This is a genomic window from Chryseobacterium sp. ISL-6 (assembly GCF_018613715.1).
In the GTDB taxonomy this organism is placed as follows: domain Bacteria; phylum Bacteroidota; class Bacteroidia; order Flavobacteriales; family Weeksellaceae; genus Chryseobacterium; species Chryseobacterium paludis.
Genome location: NZ_JAGGPT010000005.1, coordinates 302,803 through 316,358 on the forward strand (window position 1 = coordinate 302,803; position 13,556 = coordinate 316,358).

Sequence of the window (13,556 nt, forward strand, 5' to 3'; positions counted from 1 at the left end):
ATATGAAAAAAACGACTCTTTTTATCTTTTCAGCTTTCGTGGTATTAGCCTCGTGTAATGAAAAACATGATAGAAAATACAAAGAAAAAAGTGATTGGGTGTCTACTGTAACAGACAAAGATCACGGACCTACAAGGGAAAAGGAATTTAAAGGTGACTTTGATGAAATAGAGGTTTCTCAGGCTATTGATGCACAAATTATAAAATCTGAAACAGAAAGAGTGGTTATTTCAGCACCTGAAAATATTATTAATGAAATTCTTGTAGATAATAGTGGTGGAAAACTTCATATTCATTATAAGCCAGGAATCAGAGTAATGAATTCAAGTAATGTAAGTGCAAAAATTTACACTAAAGACTTTACTAAGCTTGCAGCAAATTCTGCGGGAAAAATTACAGTTAAAGATAAGTTTGTTCAGGAAAAGACAGATATAGAAATATCCAGTGCCGGAAGTATTACCGGAGACCTGGAAGCTAATGATTTTGAAATTTCTGCTGGTAGCAGCAGTAGTTTTGAAGGTAAAATCTGGGCTGTTGACTTAGATGTTGACGCCTCTTCTGCGGCAAGTATTTCAATATCAGGAAAATCTAAAAATGCCACGATTACTTCTTCTTCAGGAAGTAGTATTTCTGCTGAGAATGTTGTTGCAGACAATGTAAAAGCTGAAGCCTCAAGTGGAGCAAATGTTGAAATAAGTGTAACATCGAAAATTGATGCTAACGCTTCTTCAGGTGGAAGTATTGATGTACATAAAAAAGGGAATGTTACTGCTGTAAACAAAGAGGAAAGCAGTGGCGGAAGTGTAAACATACACTAAGGAATTAATTTTCAGGATCTTCTTCTTCTTCTTCAACAGTTGTAGAGCCTTCCCAATCTTTATTATCAAAACTAAGATTATCAAATGCCAATAGCTCCTCCTCTCTTTGGAGGAGTTCTTTTGTGGTAAAAAGGAGTATTTCATCTTCTTCTTTTATTTTCGCCAGCCTTCTTATAGAGGCTTTATCAATAGCCATAAATCTTTGACCGAGTCGTCTTGCTGCATATTTTCTCATACCTGTTTCATGAAGAACATCAATAGCCATATCTACGGCTGTGCCTAATGTTTCACGGTAGATATTATCAATACCGTTGTTTAGGTAACTGTACGCATCAATTCTATTTTTTGCCCTTACAAAAATTTTAACGGTCGGATAGTGTTCACGAACAAGATCAGCAATGAACATATTATCATTCGCATCATCAAGACAGAGAACCAATACTTCAGCATCTTCAATTCCAGCGGCTCTTAAGATAGGAATTCTGGTAGCATCCCCGTAATACACTTTAAAGCCATAACTTCTTAATAACTTTACCCGATCAGAATCTCTGTCCAAAACAGTTGCTGTAATTTTATTGGCTTTTAATAACCTCCCCACTGTACTTCCAAAATGACCAAAACCAACAATGATAATTTTCTTTTGAGTGACATTACTGTCGAGAATATTAAAATCATGTTCACCTTCTGGCTCTTTCTTAATAAATTTAGGGGTAAGAAATTTATCGTTTAAAATTAGAAGGAACGGAGTGATACACATTGTAATCGCGGTTACAGCCATCATTTGAGCATTTAGTTCAGGACTTAAAAGATAAAGATCCGAGGCGTAGTTCAGGAGAACGAAAGAGAACTCTCCAACTTGCGAAAGAGCAAACGCATAAAATAAACTTTGCGGTGTATCAATTTTGAAAAACTTTCCGATCGCATATAAAACAACAAACTTTATCATTAAAACGGCAAATACAGTGCTGAAAATAAATATGGGATCCTGTTGAATAATATTGAAATTCATTGTAGATCCTACACTCACAAAAAAGACAGCCAATAATAAACCCTTAAATGGATCTATCTGTGCTTCAAGTTCGTGTCTAAACTCACTATTAGCTAACATAACTCCTGCAAGGAAAGCTCCTAGTGCTGGAGATAAACCTATAGCGATCATTAATTCTGAAACTCCAATAACCAGAAATAGAGAAGAAGCAGTTAACAATTCCGTCATTCCTGATTTTGAAACATACCTTAAAAACGGAACAAATACGTATCTTCCCAATAAGATAAGAAAAGCTACTCCAAATAATACGGTAGCTGCTTGCAACCATTCAGGCAGTTTTTGAATGATTATTTGTATTTCATTATCATGACTTCTCGCTTTATAATGTGCTATAAGAGGAAGTATGGCAAGGATTGGAATTACCGCAATATCCTGAAATAATAAAGTGGAGAAAGAAGCTTCACCGGCCATTGTTTTCAGGTTATTCTTTTCCTGTAAAGTCTGCAGAACAATAGCGGTAGATGACAGTGCAAAACACATGGCTACAGCCGCCGCTTTATCAATTCTCCATCCTACAGCAATGAAAACCAAAATGAGCAAAGAAATGGTAAGAAGCATCTGGGTTAATCCCAGTCCGATAATTTTTTTTCGCATTTCCCAGAACTTTCTGGGTTCCAGTTCTAATCCGACTAAAAATAAAAGCATGATCACTCCAAACTCACTGGCATGCATAATATCGTTTACATTCTTTCCTGTGAGTTTAAGAACATAAGGGCCAATAATTATTCCTCCAGCAATGTATCCAATTACGGAACTGAGTCCAAATTTCCTCGCCAGTGGAACCATAATAATGGCTACACCAAGGAATAATAATGTGTTCATTGCTAAAGAAGATTCCATATTCTATTGATTCAGTAGTTCCATAAATTCTTTTTTATGCAGAATAATTTCCTTTTTTGTCAGTTTATTAGCTTCATAGACGATCTTGATATTTTTGATATTGACTTTGAAAACATTTAAAGAAACAATTAATCCACTTATAAGTTCATCTATAGTGTATTTATAAGTTCCTGTTTTTGTAAAAGATCTTTCTTTCCCTCCTGTGGTTACTAAAATGTGCACCTCTTTTCCTTCCAATGGATTATACTCCCCCTCTTTTAACCAGTCGCGGTCAAAAACTTCATCAATCCATAACCTTAGTAGTGGAGGCATTCCAAACCAGATGATCGGAAATTGAAAAATAAAACGATCATAATTATTCAGTCTTTTTCTTTCTCTGAAGGCAGCGATATGAAAGTCTGGATAATCCTCATAAAGATCACGTAGGGTAAAATGCTGGTGGCGAACATAGAAGTTGATAAGCTCTACATTCGAGTTAGAATGTTCTAGGTAAGGATGTGCAAAAACCACTAATGTCTTTTTCAAAATGTGCTCTTTCTGTAAATTTAAAAAGATTTTTTTACAATAATGGATTGATTTCTAGGTAATGTAAAAAAAGACTACAACGATTGTTATAGTCTTTTCATTCTAAATAGCTATTCTAATTGCTGGGTTTAAATACTGTCCAGTTAAACCCGTCACTCACAAGCATTACAGTCTTGGTTTTGCTGGGATCACTGTCGCTTCCAATCATCGAGAAATTTGTATTTCCTCCAATTTTTGAAGCATCAATAATTTGACCAACAAGAGTAGTAATTTGAGCAGTAATTGTTGTAATATTTCGTACAAAAATAATAGCACCAGGAGCAGTTTTAGGGCTTGGTAAAATGTAATTATCATTTTGTGCAGCTGGTTGTAGACTTACTACAGTGCTTGTTATTTGTGCCCCACTACTTATTAAGGTTTGAGGGGTTGAACTTATGACACCATTTACTTCAAGCCTTGATTTTGCGGTTCTTATTGTAGGATCTACACCAATTCCCATATTTCCATTGTTGTCAATAGATGAATTATAGTGATTAGTGTAATTCCCTGTATTAGTAGTAGAGGTTCCAAACCAAATTTCTCCTCCTGCATTCCTTCCTGTTCTCATTACAACAGAAGATATCAGGTTGGGTTTTGTGAAATTCTGATTATAGGCATATCCTTCAAAAGCAGTGATACTTCTGGATGTTCCTACAGTCTGCGGAGTAATTGGAGTGCCATCAAAAAGTGTATTATGATAAGCGATTGCCTGGCCTTTATTACCATTGGTAAATAGACCAATATTTACATCTGCATTTCCATTTCCTACCATGGTTAGGAGATCTATCGGAGTTGTTGTTCCTATCCCTACCTTTCCATCTTTAGTAACAACAAAATCATTTAGTTGCTGCATGAAATTTGCTGTAGTGCCATTATCCCTATTACCATCGATATGAAACATTGCTTTTGGATCACTTGTATTTACTCCTACCTGAGCTGTTACAAGCAATGGAAATAATAATGCTGAGATTCTGAAAATTTTCTTTTTCATCTTAAATAATTTTTTGTGTTTTTATTATATGAAATTCTTCGGAGATTTCACTTCCTTCAAAAATATCAATTTTTTTTTAAAATCCCTCATTCGTGAATATTTTTCACAATAGAAATTAATTGAATTAAACATCTTGGTTGAGATTTTCTAGTACTGTAAATGTTTTACCTAGAATAAATTTAATATTTTTAAAATCTTTGTAATTAGGGATTACGATATGTGATTCACAGCTTATTGCCCGACAAATTATGTTGTAACAGAAACTAAATTATTCTTTAAGGGATTTGTCTTTGAGGACATGAAAAAAAGTATAAGAATTACCCCAAAAGCAAAAGCCTCTAAGACCAGAAGACCTTAGAAGCTTTTATATTTAAATTTTATAAAAAGATATAGGATTTGTTAAATATATTAATATTCATAGAAACAGTATTGAGAATCAGTATGGATAACTTCATTCTCCTTTAATGAAAGTATTTTCTCAATGATGATTCCAAGAATTGGAAAAGGAAATATATTTGTTGAAAGATCATCACTAATTGATGTATTCTAATACTTTATTGTATGTGTTTCCCTTTATCTTACCATCCTCCTGAAGCGCCACCGCCGCCGAAACTTCCACCGCCTCCAAAGCCTCCAAATCCACCGCCTCCGGAGCTTCCACCTCCAAAACCACCACCTCCAAAACTGCCTGGGAAAGGAAAGAATCCACCAGGATAATTTCTACGACCTCTTCTTGTAAGGATCACATCATCGTCGTCATTATTATTTCCGCCACCACCACCTCTGTTTCCAAAGAGTATAGCGAGGATAATAAATATCACGAAGGCAATGATGAGTACTTTAAATGCTTTTGTATTCCCGCCACCGGAGGGTTCATTGATGGGTTTAAACTTTCCCTGTACCGCCTCCATAATGGCTGAGGTTCCCCTGTTAATGCCTTCGTACCAAAGTCCTTGTTTGAAGTTAGGAGTTACGAGATAATCCAATATTTGCCCTGAAACAGAAGCTGTCAGGTATTGTTCAACTGCTCTTCCTTGCTGTATAGACATTGTTCTGTCCTGGGTAGCAATAAGAAATACAATACCATTATCCACTCCTTTTTTGCCAATTCCCCATTTTTCACCAAACATTGTTGCCAGAAAATTGACATCCTGTCCTTTGGTACTTGGAATGATGATTACTTCAATTTCCGTTGATGTTGAATCAGCAAACTTAATTAGTTTATTATTTAGAGCATCTTTTTCCTGCTGTGAAAGCAAGTTGGCTTCATCATAAACAGGATATAAAACAGTTGGTTTTTTAGGTATAGTATATTGTGCTGATACAAAGCTGTAAAAGCAAATAAATAGAAATGAAAATACTATTTTAAGAGAATGTAATTTCATTGGGAAGTTCGTTGTGATTTTCTCCTTTTACAGGAAAATACTTTTTAAGTTCAAGACCGGTTTCCAGAATAGCACTTTTCAATGCCTTATGATAGTTTCCTTTTGCAAATTCAGAAGTGATAAAATCATGGAGATGGTCCCAGTAATATTGCTGCACCTTCTCATGAATTCCAACATCCCCAATAATCGTAAGATATTTTTGTTCGAAATTGACATGAAAGAGTACTGCATTTCTTTCGGCGGTTTTATGCATATCCAGTTTTTTAAAAACTTCTAACGCCGTTCCGGCGTTCTGAGTCTCTGTATTGGAATCTATATGCACTCTGATCTCGCCTGTAGAATTTTCTTCCGCAGATTTAATAGCTTCCACGAGGGAAGCTATTTGCTGATTTGTTAGGAAATTGCTCATTATTCAGAGAAAACATCAGGTGCTTTACTCGCTCCTGCTTCCGCCTTGAAGTATGGTTTTTCTTTAAAGTTTGTAAAATTCGCCAAAATATTATTTGGGAAAGTTTTAATTGATGTATTATAATCCTTAGCAGCATCGTTAAAATAAACAGTTTCTGATCTGATACTGTTTTCGATTGCAGTATATTCTCTTTGGAAATTAATATATTGTTGATCAGCTTTCAGGTTAGGATAAGATTCTACGACAGCCATTAATCTGCTTAATGCTCCGGATAATTCTCCCTGTGCAGCTTGGAATTTTGCAAGATCTGCTTCTGTCATATTGGTAGGGTCAATATTGATAGATGTCGCTTTAGAACGAGCTTCAACAACTTTAGTTAAAGTCTCTTGTTCAAATTTTGAATACGATTTTACCGTTCTTTCAAGATTAGGAATTAAGTTGGCTCTTTTCTGATATACAGTTTCTACGTTAGACCATTTGCTATTGACATTTTGTTCTTTTGTAACGAAACTATTATATCCGCTTTTTCCCCAGAAGAAGATGACAGCAACAATGATAAGGAGAGCGATGCCAATTGTTCCAGCGCTCAGACAGCCTTTATTTTTCATAGTTTATTTTTTTTAAATTTTTTGTGCTAATCAAATATACAAATTATGTGCTAATTTTGCAGAAAATAATTTGAATGACAACAATAGTGGTAGCCATGGGAGAGAAGAATGAAATTGGTTTTGAAAACCAGTTACTTTGGCATCTTCCTAAAGATTTAAAGCACTTTAAAGATTTAACCTCGGAGCATCCGATTATCATGGGAAGAAAGACTTACGAAAGTATTGGAAAACCACTTCCTAATCGTACCAATATTGTTATTTCACGTAAAAAAAATTGGTTTGAAGAAGGGATTCTAATTGTTGGAAGTATTAAAGAAGCGGTAAAGTTTGCTAAAAAAATTGATGAAAATGTCTTTATTATCGGAGGTGGAAATATCTATGAACAGACCATGGATATTGCAGACAGGCTTGAAGTGACTTTAGTGAAAGCGGATTTAAAAGCTGACACATTCTTTCCAAAAATAGATGGAAGATTGTGGAGCAAAACAAGTGAGATCTGCCATGAGAAAGATGAAAAAAATCAGTATGATTTCTGCTTTCAAACTTATGAAAAAATTAAAAATGAATAGTTGTAAGAATTCAGACAGCTAACCTCTAGCTTCTAACCTCTAAATTTTTTATCTTTGCACTTCTAAATTTTAATAATGAACAAATATATAAAAATTGTAATCGCAGCACTTCTTATCATCGCGGGTCTTTATTTGATGATCTTCACAAGAAGTTTAGGCTGGGGAATCGTAGTGTTTCTTCTAGCAGCATTGCCTATTTTTCTTTTCTTTAAAAATGAATACATCCTTTTGGCATTCTGGCAATTGAGAAAACAAAATATGCAGAAAGCGGTGACATATTTAGATCATATCACGAACTATCCAAGCCAGCTTCATAAATCTCAATATGGGTATTTTCACTATCTTCAGGGATTAACTTTAGCTCAGGAACACCCTACAAAAGTAGAACCTTTAATGAAGAAAGCTCTTGAATATGGTTTGAATATGAAACATGATAGAGCAATGGCTACGTTGAATCTTGCAGCTTCTGCAATTTCTAAAGGAAGAAAACAGGAAGGGCAAAAACTATTGGAAGAAGCTAAAAGACTCGATAGCGCAGGAATGATGACGGATCAGATCAAAATGATGAAAGATCAGTTGAAAATGCCAACAATGCAAAAGCATATGCATAATCCTAATATGAGACAGAGAGGAGGAAAAATAAGATAATTTATTCAAAATTTAAAAATATAAAAAGGCAGAAAATTTATTTTCTGCCTTTTTTTGTTTGTGTTATTTTGTTCTTTATATCTACATTTCCGAATTATTATCATAACCATAAAATTTAGGCATCTGCCAGTGGTATTTTACAGCTAAAGTACGTATTGCTACAATCAGTATAATAGTAAATATCTGGATGAATGTGTATGAAAGATCAGTGTATTTGGTCATTAATAAAAATGCAGCCCCACCCACGATACAGGCTGTTGCATAAATCTCTTTTCTAAAGATTAAGGGTATTCTGTTGAGCAAGATATCTCGGATAATACCTCCAAAACAACCAGTAATAGTCCCTAATCCAATACATATTAAAGGATGAATGTCTGCATTTAAGCCTTTTTGAACTCCTATTATAGTAAACAATCCCAGTCCAAGGCTGTCAAAAATAAATAGGGTGACCTGAAAGTTTTTTTCCAGGGATTTAAAAACCATTGTGAAAATACTGGTTATAATAATCACGGCGCAGGTTAATAAATCATGCATCCAGAATACCGGAATATCAAGAAGTAAATCCCTAACAGTTCCACCTCCTACAGAAGTAACGAAAGCGATAATGAGAACACCAAACGGATCAAGTCGCTTTTGCATCGCTGCAAAGCTTCCGGACATGGAAAAGGAAATGGTTCCCAATACTTCTATGGCAAAATTGAACTGTTCGTGCATATATTATGAATGATAAATGGCAAGAGATTAATGATTGATTCTTCCATAAGCAAATCTTTTACCATTTATCAATGATCATCTATTTTTTTATTTTTTCAACCCTTACGGCTTCCGGAACGAGTAGTTCATATTCACCACCGTGATTGATAATTTCTCTTACAATGCTGCTGCTGATAAAAGATTTTCCGGATGAAGTTAATAGAAATACAGTTTCTAATTTTTTATGAGCTAAAGTTCTGTTCGTATGAGCAATGGCTTTTTCAAATTCGAAGTCAGCAGGATTTCTTAGTCCTCTAAGAATGAACTGAGCATTTTTTTCAAAACAGAAATCAACCGTTAAACCTTCAAAATAATCGACTTCTACATTAGGAAATTCTGCTACGGAATTCTGAATAAATTCCATTCTCTTTTCAAGAGGAAACATGTATTTCTTTTGTGAGTTCTGTCCAATTGCGATGATGAGTTTATCAAAAAGTGGTGCGGCCCTTTCTATAATATCATAATGTCCTAGAGTAATTGGATCAAATGATCCTGGGAAAACAGCAATTTTCATAATTAGTTCGTTTTTTTCGCTAATGCCTTTTCAACTTCATTGCCGCAAAGATCCATAATAGAAATTCCGTAATGTCTTGCTTGCTGAGGTAAAATACTTGCCGGAGAGAATCCTGGATTGGTATTCATTTCCAACATATAAGGAATACCATCCATTAAAATGAATTCGCTGCGGGAAAAACCACTCATCCCTAAAGAATCATAGGCTCTTTTGGAAATTTCTTCTACTCTTTTAGTTGTCTCCTCGTCAATTCTAGCCGGGGTTATTTCTTCAGAAGCTCCTTCGTATTTGGCTTCGTAATCAAAGAATTCATTTTGAGGAACAATTTCTGTTATTCCTAAAACAATAGTTTCTCCTTTAAAATCAATTACTCCGACAGATACTTCCATACCATCTAAGAAGCTTTCAATTAGAATTTCATGATCTTCTTTAAATGCAATTTCTGTTGCTGGGAGTAATTCAGACTTTTCTTTTACCTTAGATATTCCTAGAGACGATCCGGATTGATTTGGTTTAACGAAAAGAGGAAGCCCAAGATAGTCTACTATTTCATCAACATTTATGTTTTCTCCCTTCCTTAAATAAATACTTTTTGCTGAAGGAATACCATATTTAGATAATACAGCTAATGTGTCTTTTTTATTGAACGTTAAAGCACTCTGATAAAAATCACATCCAGTATAGGTTTGTCCTATCGCGTCCCAATAAGCCTGCAGGATACCATTTTCACCTGGTGTTCCGTGGATTATATTAAAGCAGACATCAAACTTTAATTGTTCATTATTCTCCAATGTTACAGAGAAATCTCCTTTGTTGATCGGGTATTGTTTGTTATTTTCATCTAAAAAATACCACTTATCCTTTAAAACAACTACTTTATGTACATTATATAGATCTCTATCTAAAGAATCATAAATTAATTGACCGCTTTTCAGGGAAACAACATATTCATCAGAATAGCCTCCCATAACTACGGCAACACTTTTTTTGCTCATAACCATATAGTATCAATTAAGGCAAATTTAATCATTTTATGTAATGCAATTAGGGAAAATTCAAAATTTTGAAAGCAAATATGAATTGTGATAAATAAAAAGTACATTCTAAAATTATTAGCTATATTTGCCATTATAATTAAAGTATTTTTAAGTATGCTTAAATCACTTTTCAACTGGAAAGTTTTACTGAATTTGTTAGTAGCCATCGGTGTTTTTGTGGGTTTGGTCTGGCTTACATTTCGTTGGTTAGAATATCATACAAATCATGGTCAGGAAATACCCGTTCCCAATGTTGTCAACAAATCCGTACACGAGGCTGTCAAAATATTAGATGATGCCGGGCTTGGGTATGAAGTAGATAGTGCTACTTATAATCCTAAATACAGACCTTTTCAGGTTTTAAAAATGTCGCCTACACCTGGTTCCCATGTGAAAGACGGGCGTGCAATACATTTAATGGTTAATCCTAGAAGCTGGGCTCCGGTTGCAATTCCGGATGTTATTAATAAGTATTCCGGATTAGCTTTCCAACGAATAGATCAGGTTGGTCTAAAGGTAGGGGATACCATTTTCGAACCAAGTATCCAGAAAGATGCAATTCTCAGAATCCTATTTAAAGGAAATCCTGTAAAACCTGGATCATTAATTCCTAGATTTTCAACAATCGATGTAGTGGTAGGTTCTGGGCCAATGAGAAATATATCTATTCCCAATGTTGTTGGCTTCACTGTAAAAGATGCCAGAGCAGCTATCGCGAGAAGTATGTTTGAAGTGGGATTGGTAGAACATGAAGATGGTGGAAAAGATGAATCTGATATCATTTATTATCAGGATCCTGCTGCAGGAGATGTAAGAGATCAGGGAATGCAAATAGACCTTTGGGCCAGTAAGAAAACTCCAGCTGAGTTACGATCTAAAATAGACGAACTGAATTCTGTATATCGAATGAAAGTAGATACCTCACTTCCACCGATACAATATGAAGAAGTTCCTGTTCATCAGCAACCGGTTTATGAACCTGTTCCTACACCTGTTGTCCATAAAAAAGTAGAACCTGCAAAAGTAGAAGCACCAAAAGTTTCTGCTACAAAACCAGCTGCTGCGGAAACAAAGCCAAAACCAACGGAAAATAAACCTAAGACGACTACCAATGTTTCTTCAGTAAATAATACTGGAAGTAACAATAAAACGACAAATAATGCAGTGCAACAGCCTGCTCAAAAGCCAAAAGCCAAGAAAGTCGTAGTAGAATAACAAGTATTTATTATAAAAAATATAGGCTTCAACTTTTTATGTTGAAGCCTTTTGTGTAAAAAATAAAAATCATGACAGAAGATAACGAAGATTTTTTAGATGAAGAATTATTAGATCCTAACAATATCGATATTGATGAGGAAAATAAAGGATTGTATGAGCATGTTAATATCACTGTCGACAAAAACCAGGAGCCTCTAAGAATAGACAAGTTCTTATTAATATTCAGACAAAACTCCTCAAGAAATAAAATTTCTCAAACCTGCAGAGCAGGTAATGTTGTTGTAAATGGAAATCCTGTAAAACAAAATTATCGTGTGAAGCCTGGTGATCAGATTTCCGTTTTACTGGCTCATCCTCCAAGAGAGAATGTAATCATTCCACAGGATATCCCAATCAACATTATTTATGAGGACGACGATCTTGTTGTTGTGGATAAAGAACCAGGAATGGTTGTACATCCAGGATTTGGAAACTGGGATGGCACTTTAGTGAATGCTTTGGCATTTCATTTTGCTAAGAAAGGTGAAAAATCTGATCTGGATAGAGTAGGGCTTGTACATAGAATAGATAAAGATACCTCGGGCTTATTAGTTATTGCTAAAAACGAATACGCTTTAAGCTTCTTGGCTAAACAATTTTTTGAAAGAAAGACCAAAAGATTGTATTGGGCTTTTGTTTGGGGAAATGTACAGGACGATGAAGGTACTATTAAGGGTCATATAGGAAGGCATCCTAAGAATAGAATGCAGATGTCGGTATATGAAGATGGAAGCCACGGGAAGCATGCTGTGACACATTATAAAGTTTTAGAGAGATTTAAATACATGACCTGGGTAGAATGTAAACTTGAAACCGGAAGAACACATCAGATCAGAGCGCACTTCAAACATATAGGGCATACCTTGTTCAATGATGAAAGATATGAGGGACATACGCCGTTACGAGGGGTTAATCTACCAAAATACAAGCAGTTTATCAAGAATGTTTTCGAAATTCTTCCTAGACATGCACTTCATGCCCATACCTTAGGATTTATACATCCAACCACTAAACAGGAATTGTATTTTGAGAGCCCAATGCCTCAAGATATGGCGGATGCTGTAAAAAAATGGAGAAATTATTTGGAAAACTAAAAATATATTGAGATTTTTTTTATATTTGTTGAATTGAAATCAAGATTTGTTATGAGAAAACTATATGCTATAGTGTGTTTGGCTCTTTTGTCAAATGCATACAAAGCACAAGAAACATTACCATACTATCAACAATATCTTTTGGATGGTGAGTTCCTGTTCAACCCAGCACAATACGGTAAGACAGATTATGTACAACTCAACCTCAATTATCAACAACAATTTTCAAAATTTAACGAATCCCCTAATGTACAATCTGTAGGGATTAATGCGAATATTTTTGATAGAGTTGGGGCAGGGATATCAGTTTTTAGAGATAGTAATGGTCCTATTTCGGCAGGAGGTATTACAGCGGGTGCTTCATATTTTATCCCACTTAGTAGTGAGGGAGAAAGAAAAGATCAATTCTCTTTTGGTACGAGTGTTAGTTTCTACAATATGAATTTTGATTATACTAAAATTAATACTGAAGACGGTTATGACCCATTATTACAGGGTACAGAAAGTAATATTTTCATGGCTTATGCTAACTTTGGTTTAGCAGCTACTTTCAGAAATATTTTTGCAGGTGTTTCTGTGAATGATATCGCTTTAACGAATGATGAATCTATCGTTAACGGTCGTGAGCCATCGCCAATAAAATTCTTCTTAAACTTAGGATATGACTGGCATTTTGCAGATAATATGTATGTAACACCATCTGCATTAATTAACTTGAATACCAACTCTACAAGAACAATTGATTATAACCTGATGGCTACATTCTTTAATGATATCAATTCATTCTCTTTTGGAGTTAGTTATAGATCAGTTCAGAATAGATTTGATAACCAGCAGTTAAGTATCTCACCATTAGTAAAAGTAAGATTCAATAAATTTATGATTGGTGCAACTTATAACTTAGGATTATCTGATATCCAGACTTATGGCGGAAACAGCTTTATGATCGGATTAGGTTATAACTTTGATAACTTTATTAATCATAGAGGATATAGATATTAATCAATTTAATTTAAATAAA

Annotated in this window: 15 protein-coding genes; 6 read left to right on the plus strand and 9 right to left on the minus strand. The window is 34.7% G+C overall.

What is annotated here, in order from left to right; all coding sequences use genetic code 11:
* Positions 1-2: 2 nt before the first annotated feature.
* Positions 3-818, plus strand: a complete 816-nt coding sequence (locus J7E44_RS09020; protein ID WP_214828221.1) for a head GIN domain-containing protein — start codon at positions 3-5, stop codon at positions 816-818.
* 4 nt (positions 819-822) lie between these two features.
* On the opposite strand, the gene J7E44_RS09025 is transcribed toward J7E44_RS09020, so the two are convergent.
* From J7E44_RS09025 to J7E44_RS09050, 6 genes are all read right to left on the minus strand, one after another.
* Positions 823-2,706, minus strand: a complete 1,884-nt coding sequence (locus J7E44_RS09025) for a monovalent cation:proton antiporter-2 (CPA2) family protein (RefSeq protein ID WP_214828222.1) — start codon at positions 2,704-2,706, stop codon at positions 823-825.
* A 3-nt stretch (positions 2,707-2,709) separates the two neighbouring features.
* The gene (locus J7E44_RS09030; protein ID WP_214828223.1) at positions 2,710-3,231 is read right to left on the minus strand and encodes an NAD(P)H-dependent oxidoreductase; all 522 of its coding nucleotides are present in this window, start codon (positions 3,229-3,231) and stop codon (positions 2,710-2,712) included.
* Between the two features lie 115 nt (positions 3,232-3,346).
* Positions 3,347-4,261 (minus strand): hypothetical protein, encoded by a 915-nt coding sequence (locus tag J7E44_RS09035; protein WP_214828224.1) that lies wholly within the window; start codon positions 4,259-4,261, stop codon positions 3,347-3,349.
* 578 nt (positions 4,262-4,839) lie between these two features.
* The gene (locus tag J7E44_RS09040; protein WP_214828225.1) at positions 4,840-5,646 is read right to left on the minus strand and encodes a TPM domain-containing protein; all 807 of its coding nucleotides are present in this window, start codon (positions 5,644-5,646) and stop codon (positions 4,840-4,842) included.
* Entirely contained in the window at positions 5,627-6,058 is a 432-nt protein-coding gene (locus J7E44_RS09045) for a TPM domain-containing protein (RefSeq protein WP_214829208.1), read from the minus strand. The genes J7E44_RS09040 and J7E44_RS09045 overlap by 20 nt, the downstream gene beginning before the upstream one ends.
* Complete coding sequence (locus tag J7E44_RS09050; RefSeq protein ID WP_214828226.1) at positions 6,055-6,663, minus strand: LemA family protein; 609 nt, start codon at positions 6,661-6,663, stop codon at positions 6,055-6,057. Before J7E44_RS09050 ends, J7E44_RS09045 begins: the two co-directional genes overlap by 4 nt.
* A gap of 74 nt (positions 6,664-6,737) precedes the next feature.
* On the opposite strand from J7E44_RS09050, the gene J7E44_RS09055 reads away from it, so the two are divergent.
* Both J7E44_RS09055 and J7E44_RS09060 read left to right on the plus strand, forming a co-directional pair.
* A complete protein-coding gene (locus J7E44_RS09055; protein ID WP_214828228.1) occupies positions 6,738-7,232 on the plus strand; it encodes a dihydrofolate reductase in 495 nt (164 codons plus the stop codon).
* 75 nt (positions 7,233-7,307) lie between these two features.
* A complete protein-coding gene (locus tag J7E44_RS09060; protein WP_214828230.1) occupies positions 7,308-7,880 on the plus strand; it encodes a tetratricopeptide repeat protein in 573 nt (190 codons plus the stop codon).
* An 81-nt stretch (positions 7,881-7,961) separates the two neighbouring features.
* On the opposite strand, the gene J7E44_RS09065 is transcribed toward J7E44_RS09060, so the two are convergent.
* The 3 genes from J7E44_RS09065 to J7E44_RS09075 all read right to left on the minus strand — a co-directional run bounded on the left by J7E44_RS09065 (position 7,962) and on the right by J7E44_RS09075 (position 10,142).
* Positions 7,962-8,594 carry a trimeric intracellular cation channel family protein gene (locus J7E44_RS09065; protein ID WP_214828231.1) on the minus strand — a complete coding sequence of 211 codons (633 nt, stop codon included), beginning with the start codon at positions 8,592-8,594 and terminating at the stop codon, positions 7,962-7,964.
* Positions 8,595-8,673: 79 nt separating this feature from the next.
* Entirely contained in the window at positions 8,674-9,147 is a 474-nt protein-coding gene (coaD, locus tag J7E44_RS09070) for a pantetheine-phosphate adenylyltransferase (protein WP_214828233.1), read from the minus strand.
* Between the two features lie 2 nt (positions 9,148-9,149).
* Complete coding sequence (locus J7E44_RS09075) at positions 9,150-10,142, minus strand: D-alanine--D-alanine ligase (RefSeq protein WP_214828236.1); 993 nt, start codon at positions 10,140-10,142, stop codon at positions 9,150-9,152.
* Between the two features lie 156 nt (positions 10,143-10,298).
* On the opposite strand from J7E44_RS09075, the gene J7E44_RS09080 reads away from it, so the two are divergent.
* From J7E44_RS09080 to J7E44_RS09090, 3 genes are all read left to right on the plus strand, one after another.
* On the plus strand, positions 10,299-11,399 hold the full coding sequence (locus J7E44_RS09080; RefSeq protein WP_214828251.1) for a PASTA domain-containing protein: 1,101 nt from the start codon (positions 10,299-10,301) through the stop codon (positions 11,397-11,399).
* Positions 11,400-11,470: 71 nt separating this feature from the next.
* Positions 11,471-12,535 (plus strand): RluA family pseudouridine synthase, encoded by a 1,065-nt coding sequence (locus J7E44_RS09085; protein WP_214828267.1) that lies wholly within the window; start codon positions 11,471-11,473, stop codon positions 12,533-12,535.
* Positions 12,536-12,586: 51 nt separating this feature from the next.
* A complete protein-coding gene (locus tag J7E44_RS09090) occupies positions 12,587-13,537 on the plus strand; it encodes a PorP/SprF family type IX secretion system membrane protein (RefSeq protein WP_172283607.1) in 951 nt (316 codons plus the stop codon).
* Positions 13,538-13,556: the final 19 nt, after the last annotated feature.

Excerpts from the sequence above, each read along its gene's own strand:
- J7E44_RS09020 (WP_214828221.1), top strand. The coding sequence starts at position 3 with ATGAAAAAAACGACTCTTTTTATCTTTTCAGCTTTCGTGGTATTAGCC.
- J7E44_RS09025 (WP_214828222.1), bottom strand. The coding sequence starts at position 2,706 with ATGGAATCTTCTTTAGCAATGAACACATTATTATTCCTTGGTGTAGCC.
- J7E44_RS09035 (WP_214828224.1), bottom strand. The coding sequence starts at position 4,261 with ATGAAAAAGAAAATTTTCAGAATCTCAGCATTATTATTTCCATTGCTT.
- J7E44_RS09040 (WP_214828225.1), bottom strand. The coding sequence starts at position 5,646 with ATGAAATTACATTCTCTTAAAATAGTATTTTCATTTCTATTTATTTGC.
- J7E44_RS09050 (WP_214828226.1), bottom strand. The coding sequence starts at position 6,663 with ATGAAAAATAAAGGCTGTCTGAGCGCTGGAACAATTGGCATCGCTCTC.
- J7E44_RS09055 (WP_214828228.1), top strand. The coding sequence starts at position 6,738 with ATGACAACAATAGTGGTAGCCATGGGAGAGAAGAATGAAATTGGTTTT.
- J7E44_RS09060 (WP_214828230.1), top strand. The coding sequence starts at position 7,308 with ATGAACAAATATATAAAAATTGTAATCGCAGCACTTCTTATCATCGCG.
- J7E44_RS09065 (WP_214828231.1), bottom strand. The coding sequence starts at position 8,594 with ATGCACGAACAGTTCAATTTTGCCATAGAAGTATTGGGAACCATTTCC.
- coaD (WP_214828233.1), bottom strand. The coding sequence starts at position 9,147 with ATGAAAATTGCTGTTTTCCCAGGATCATTTGATCCAATTACTCTAGGA.
- J7E44_RS09075 (WP_214828236.1), bottom strand. The coding sequence starts at position 10,142 with ATGAGCAAAAAAAGTGTTGCCGTAGTTATGGGAGGCTATTCTGATGAA.
- J7E44_RS09080 (WP_214828251.1), top strand. The coding sequence starts at position 10,299 with ATGCTTAAATCACTTTTCAACTGGAAAGTTTTACTGAATTTGTTAGTA.
- J7E44_RS09085 (WP_214828267.1), top strand. The coding sequence starts at position 11,471 with ATGACAGAAGATAACGAAGATTTTTTAGATGAAGAATTATTAGATCCT.
- J7E44_RS09090 (WP_172283607.1), top strand. The coding sequence starts at position 12,587 with ATGAGAAAACTATATGCTATAGTGTGTTTGGCTCTTTTGTCAAATGCA.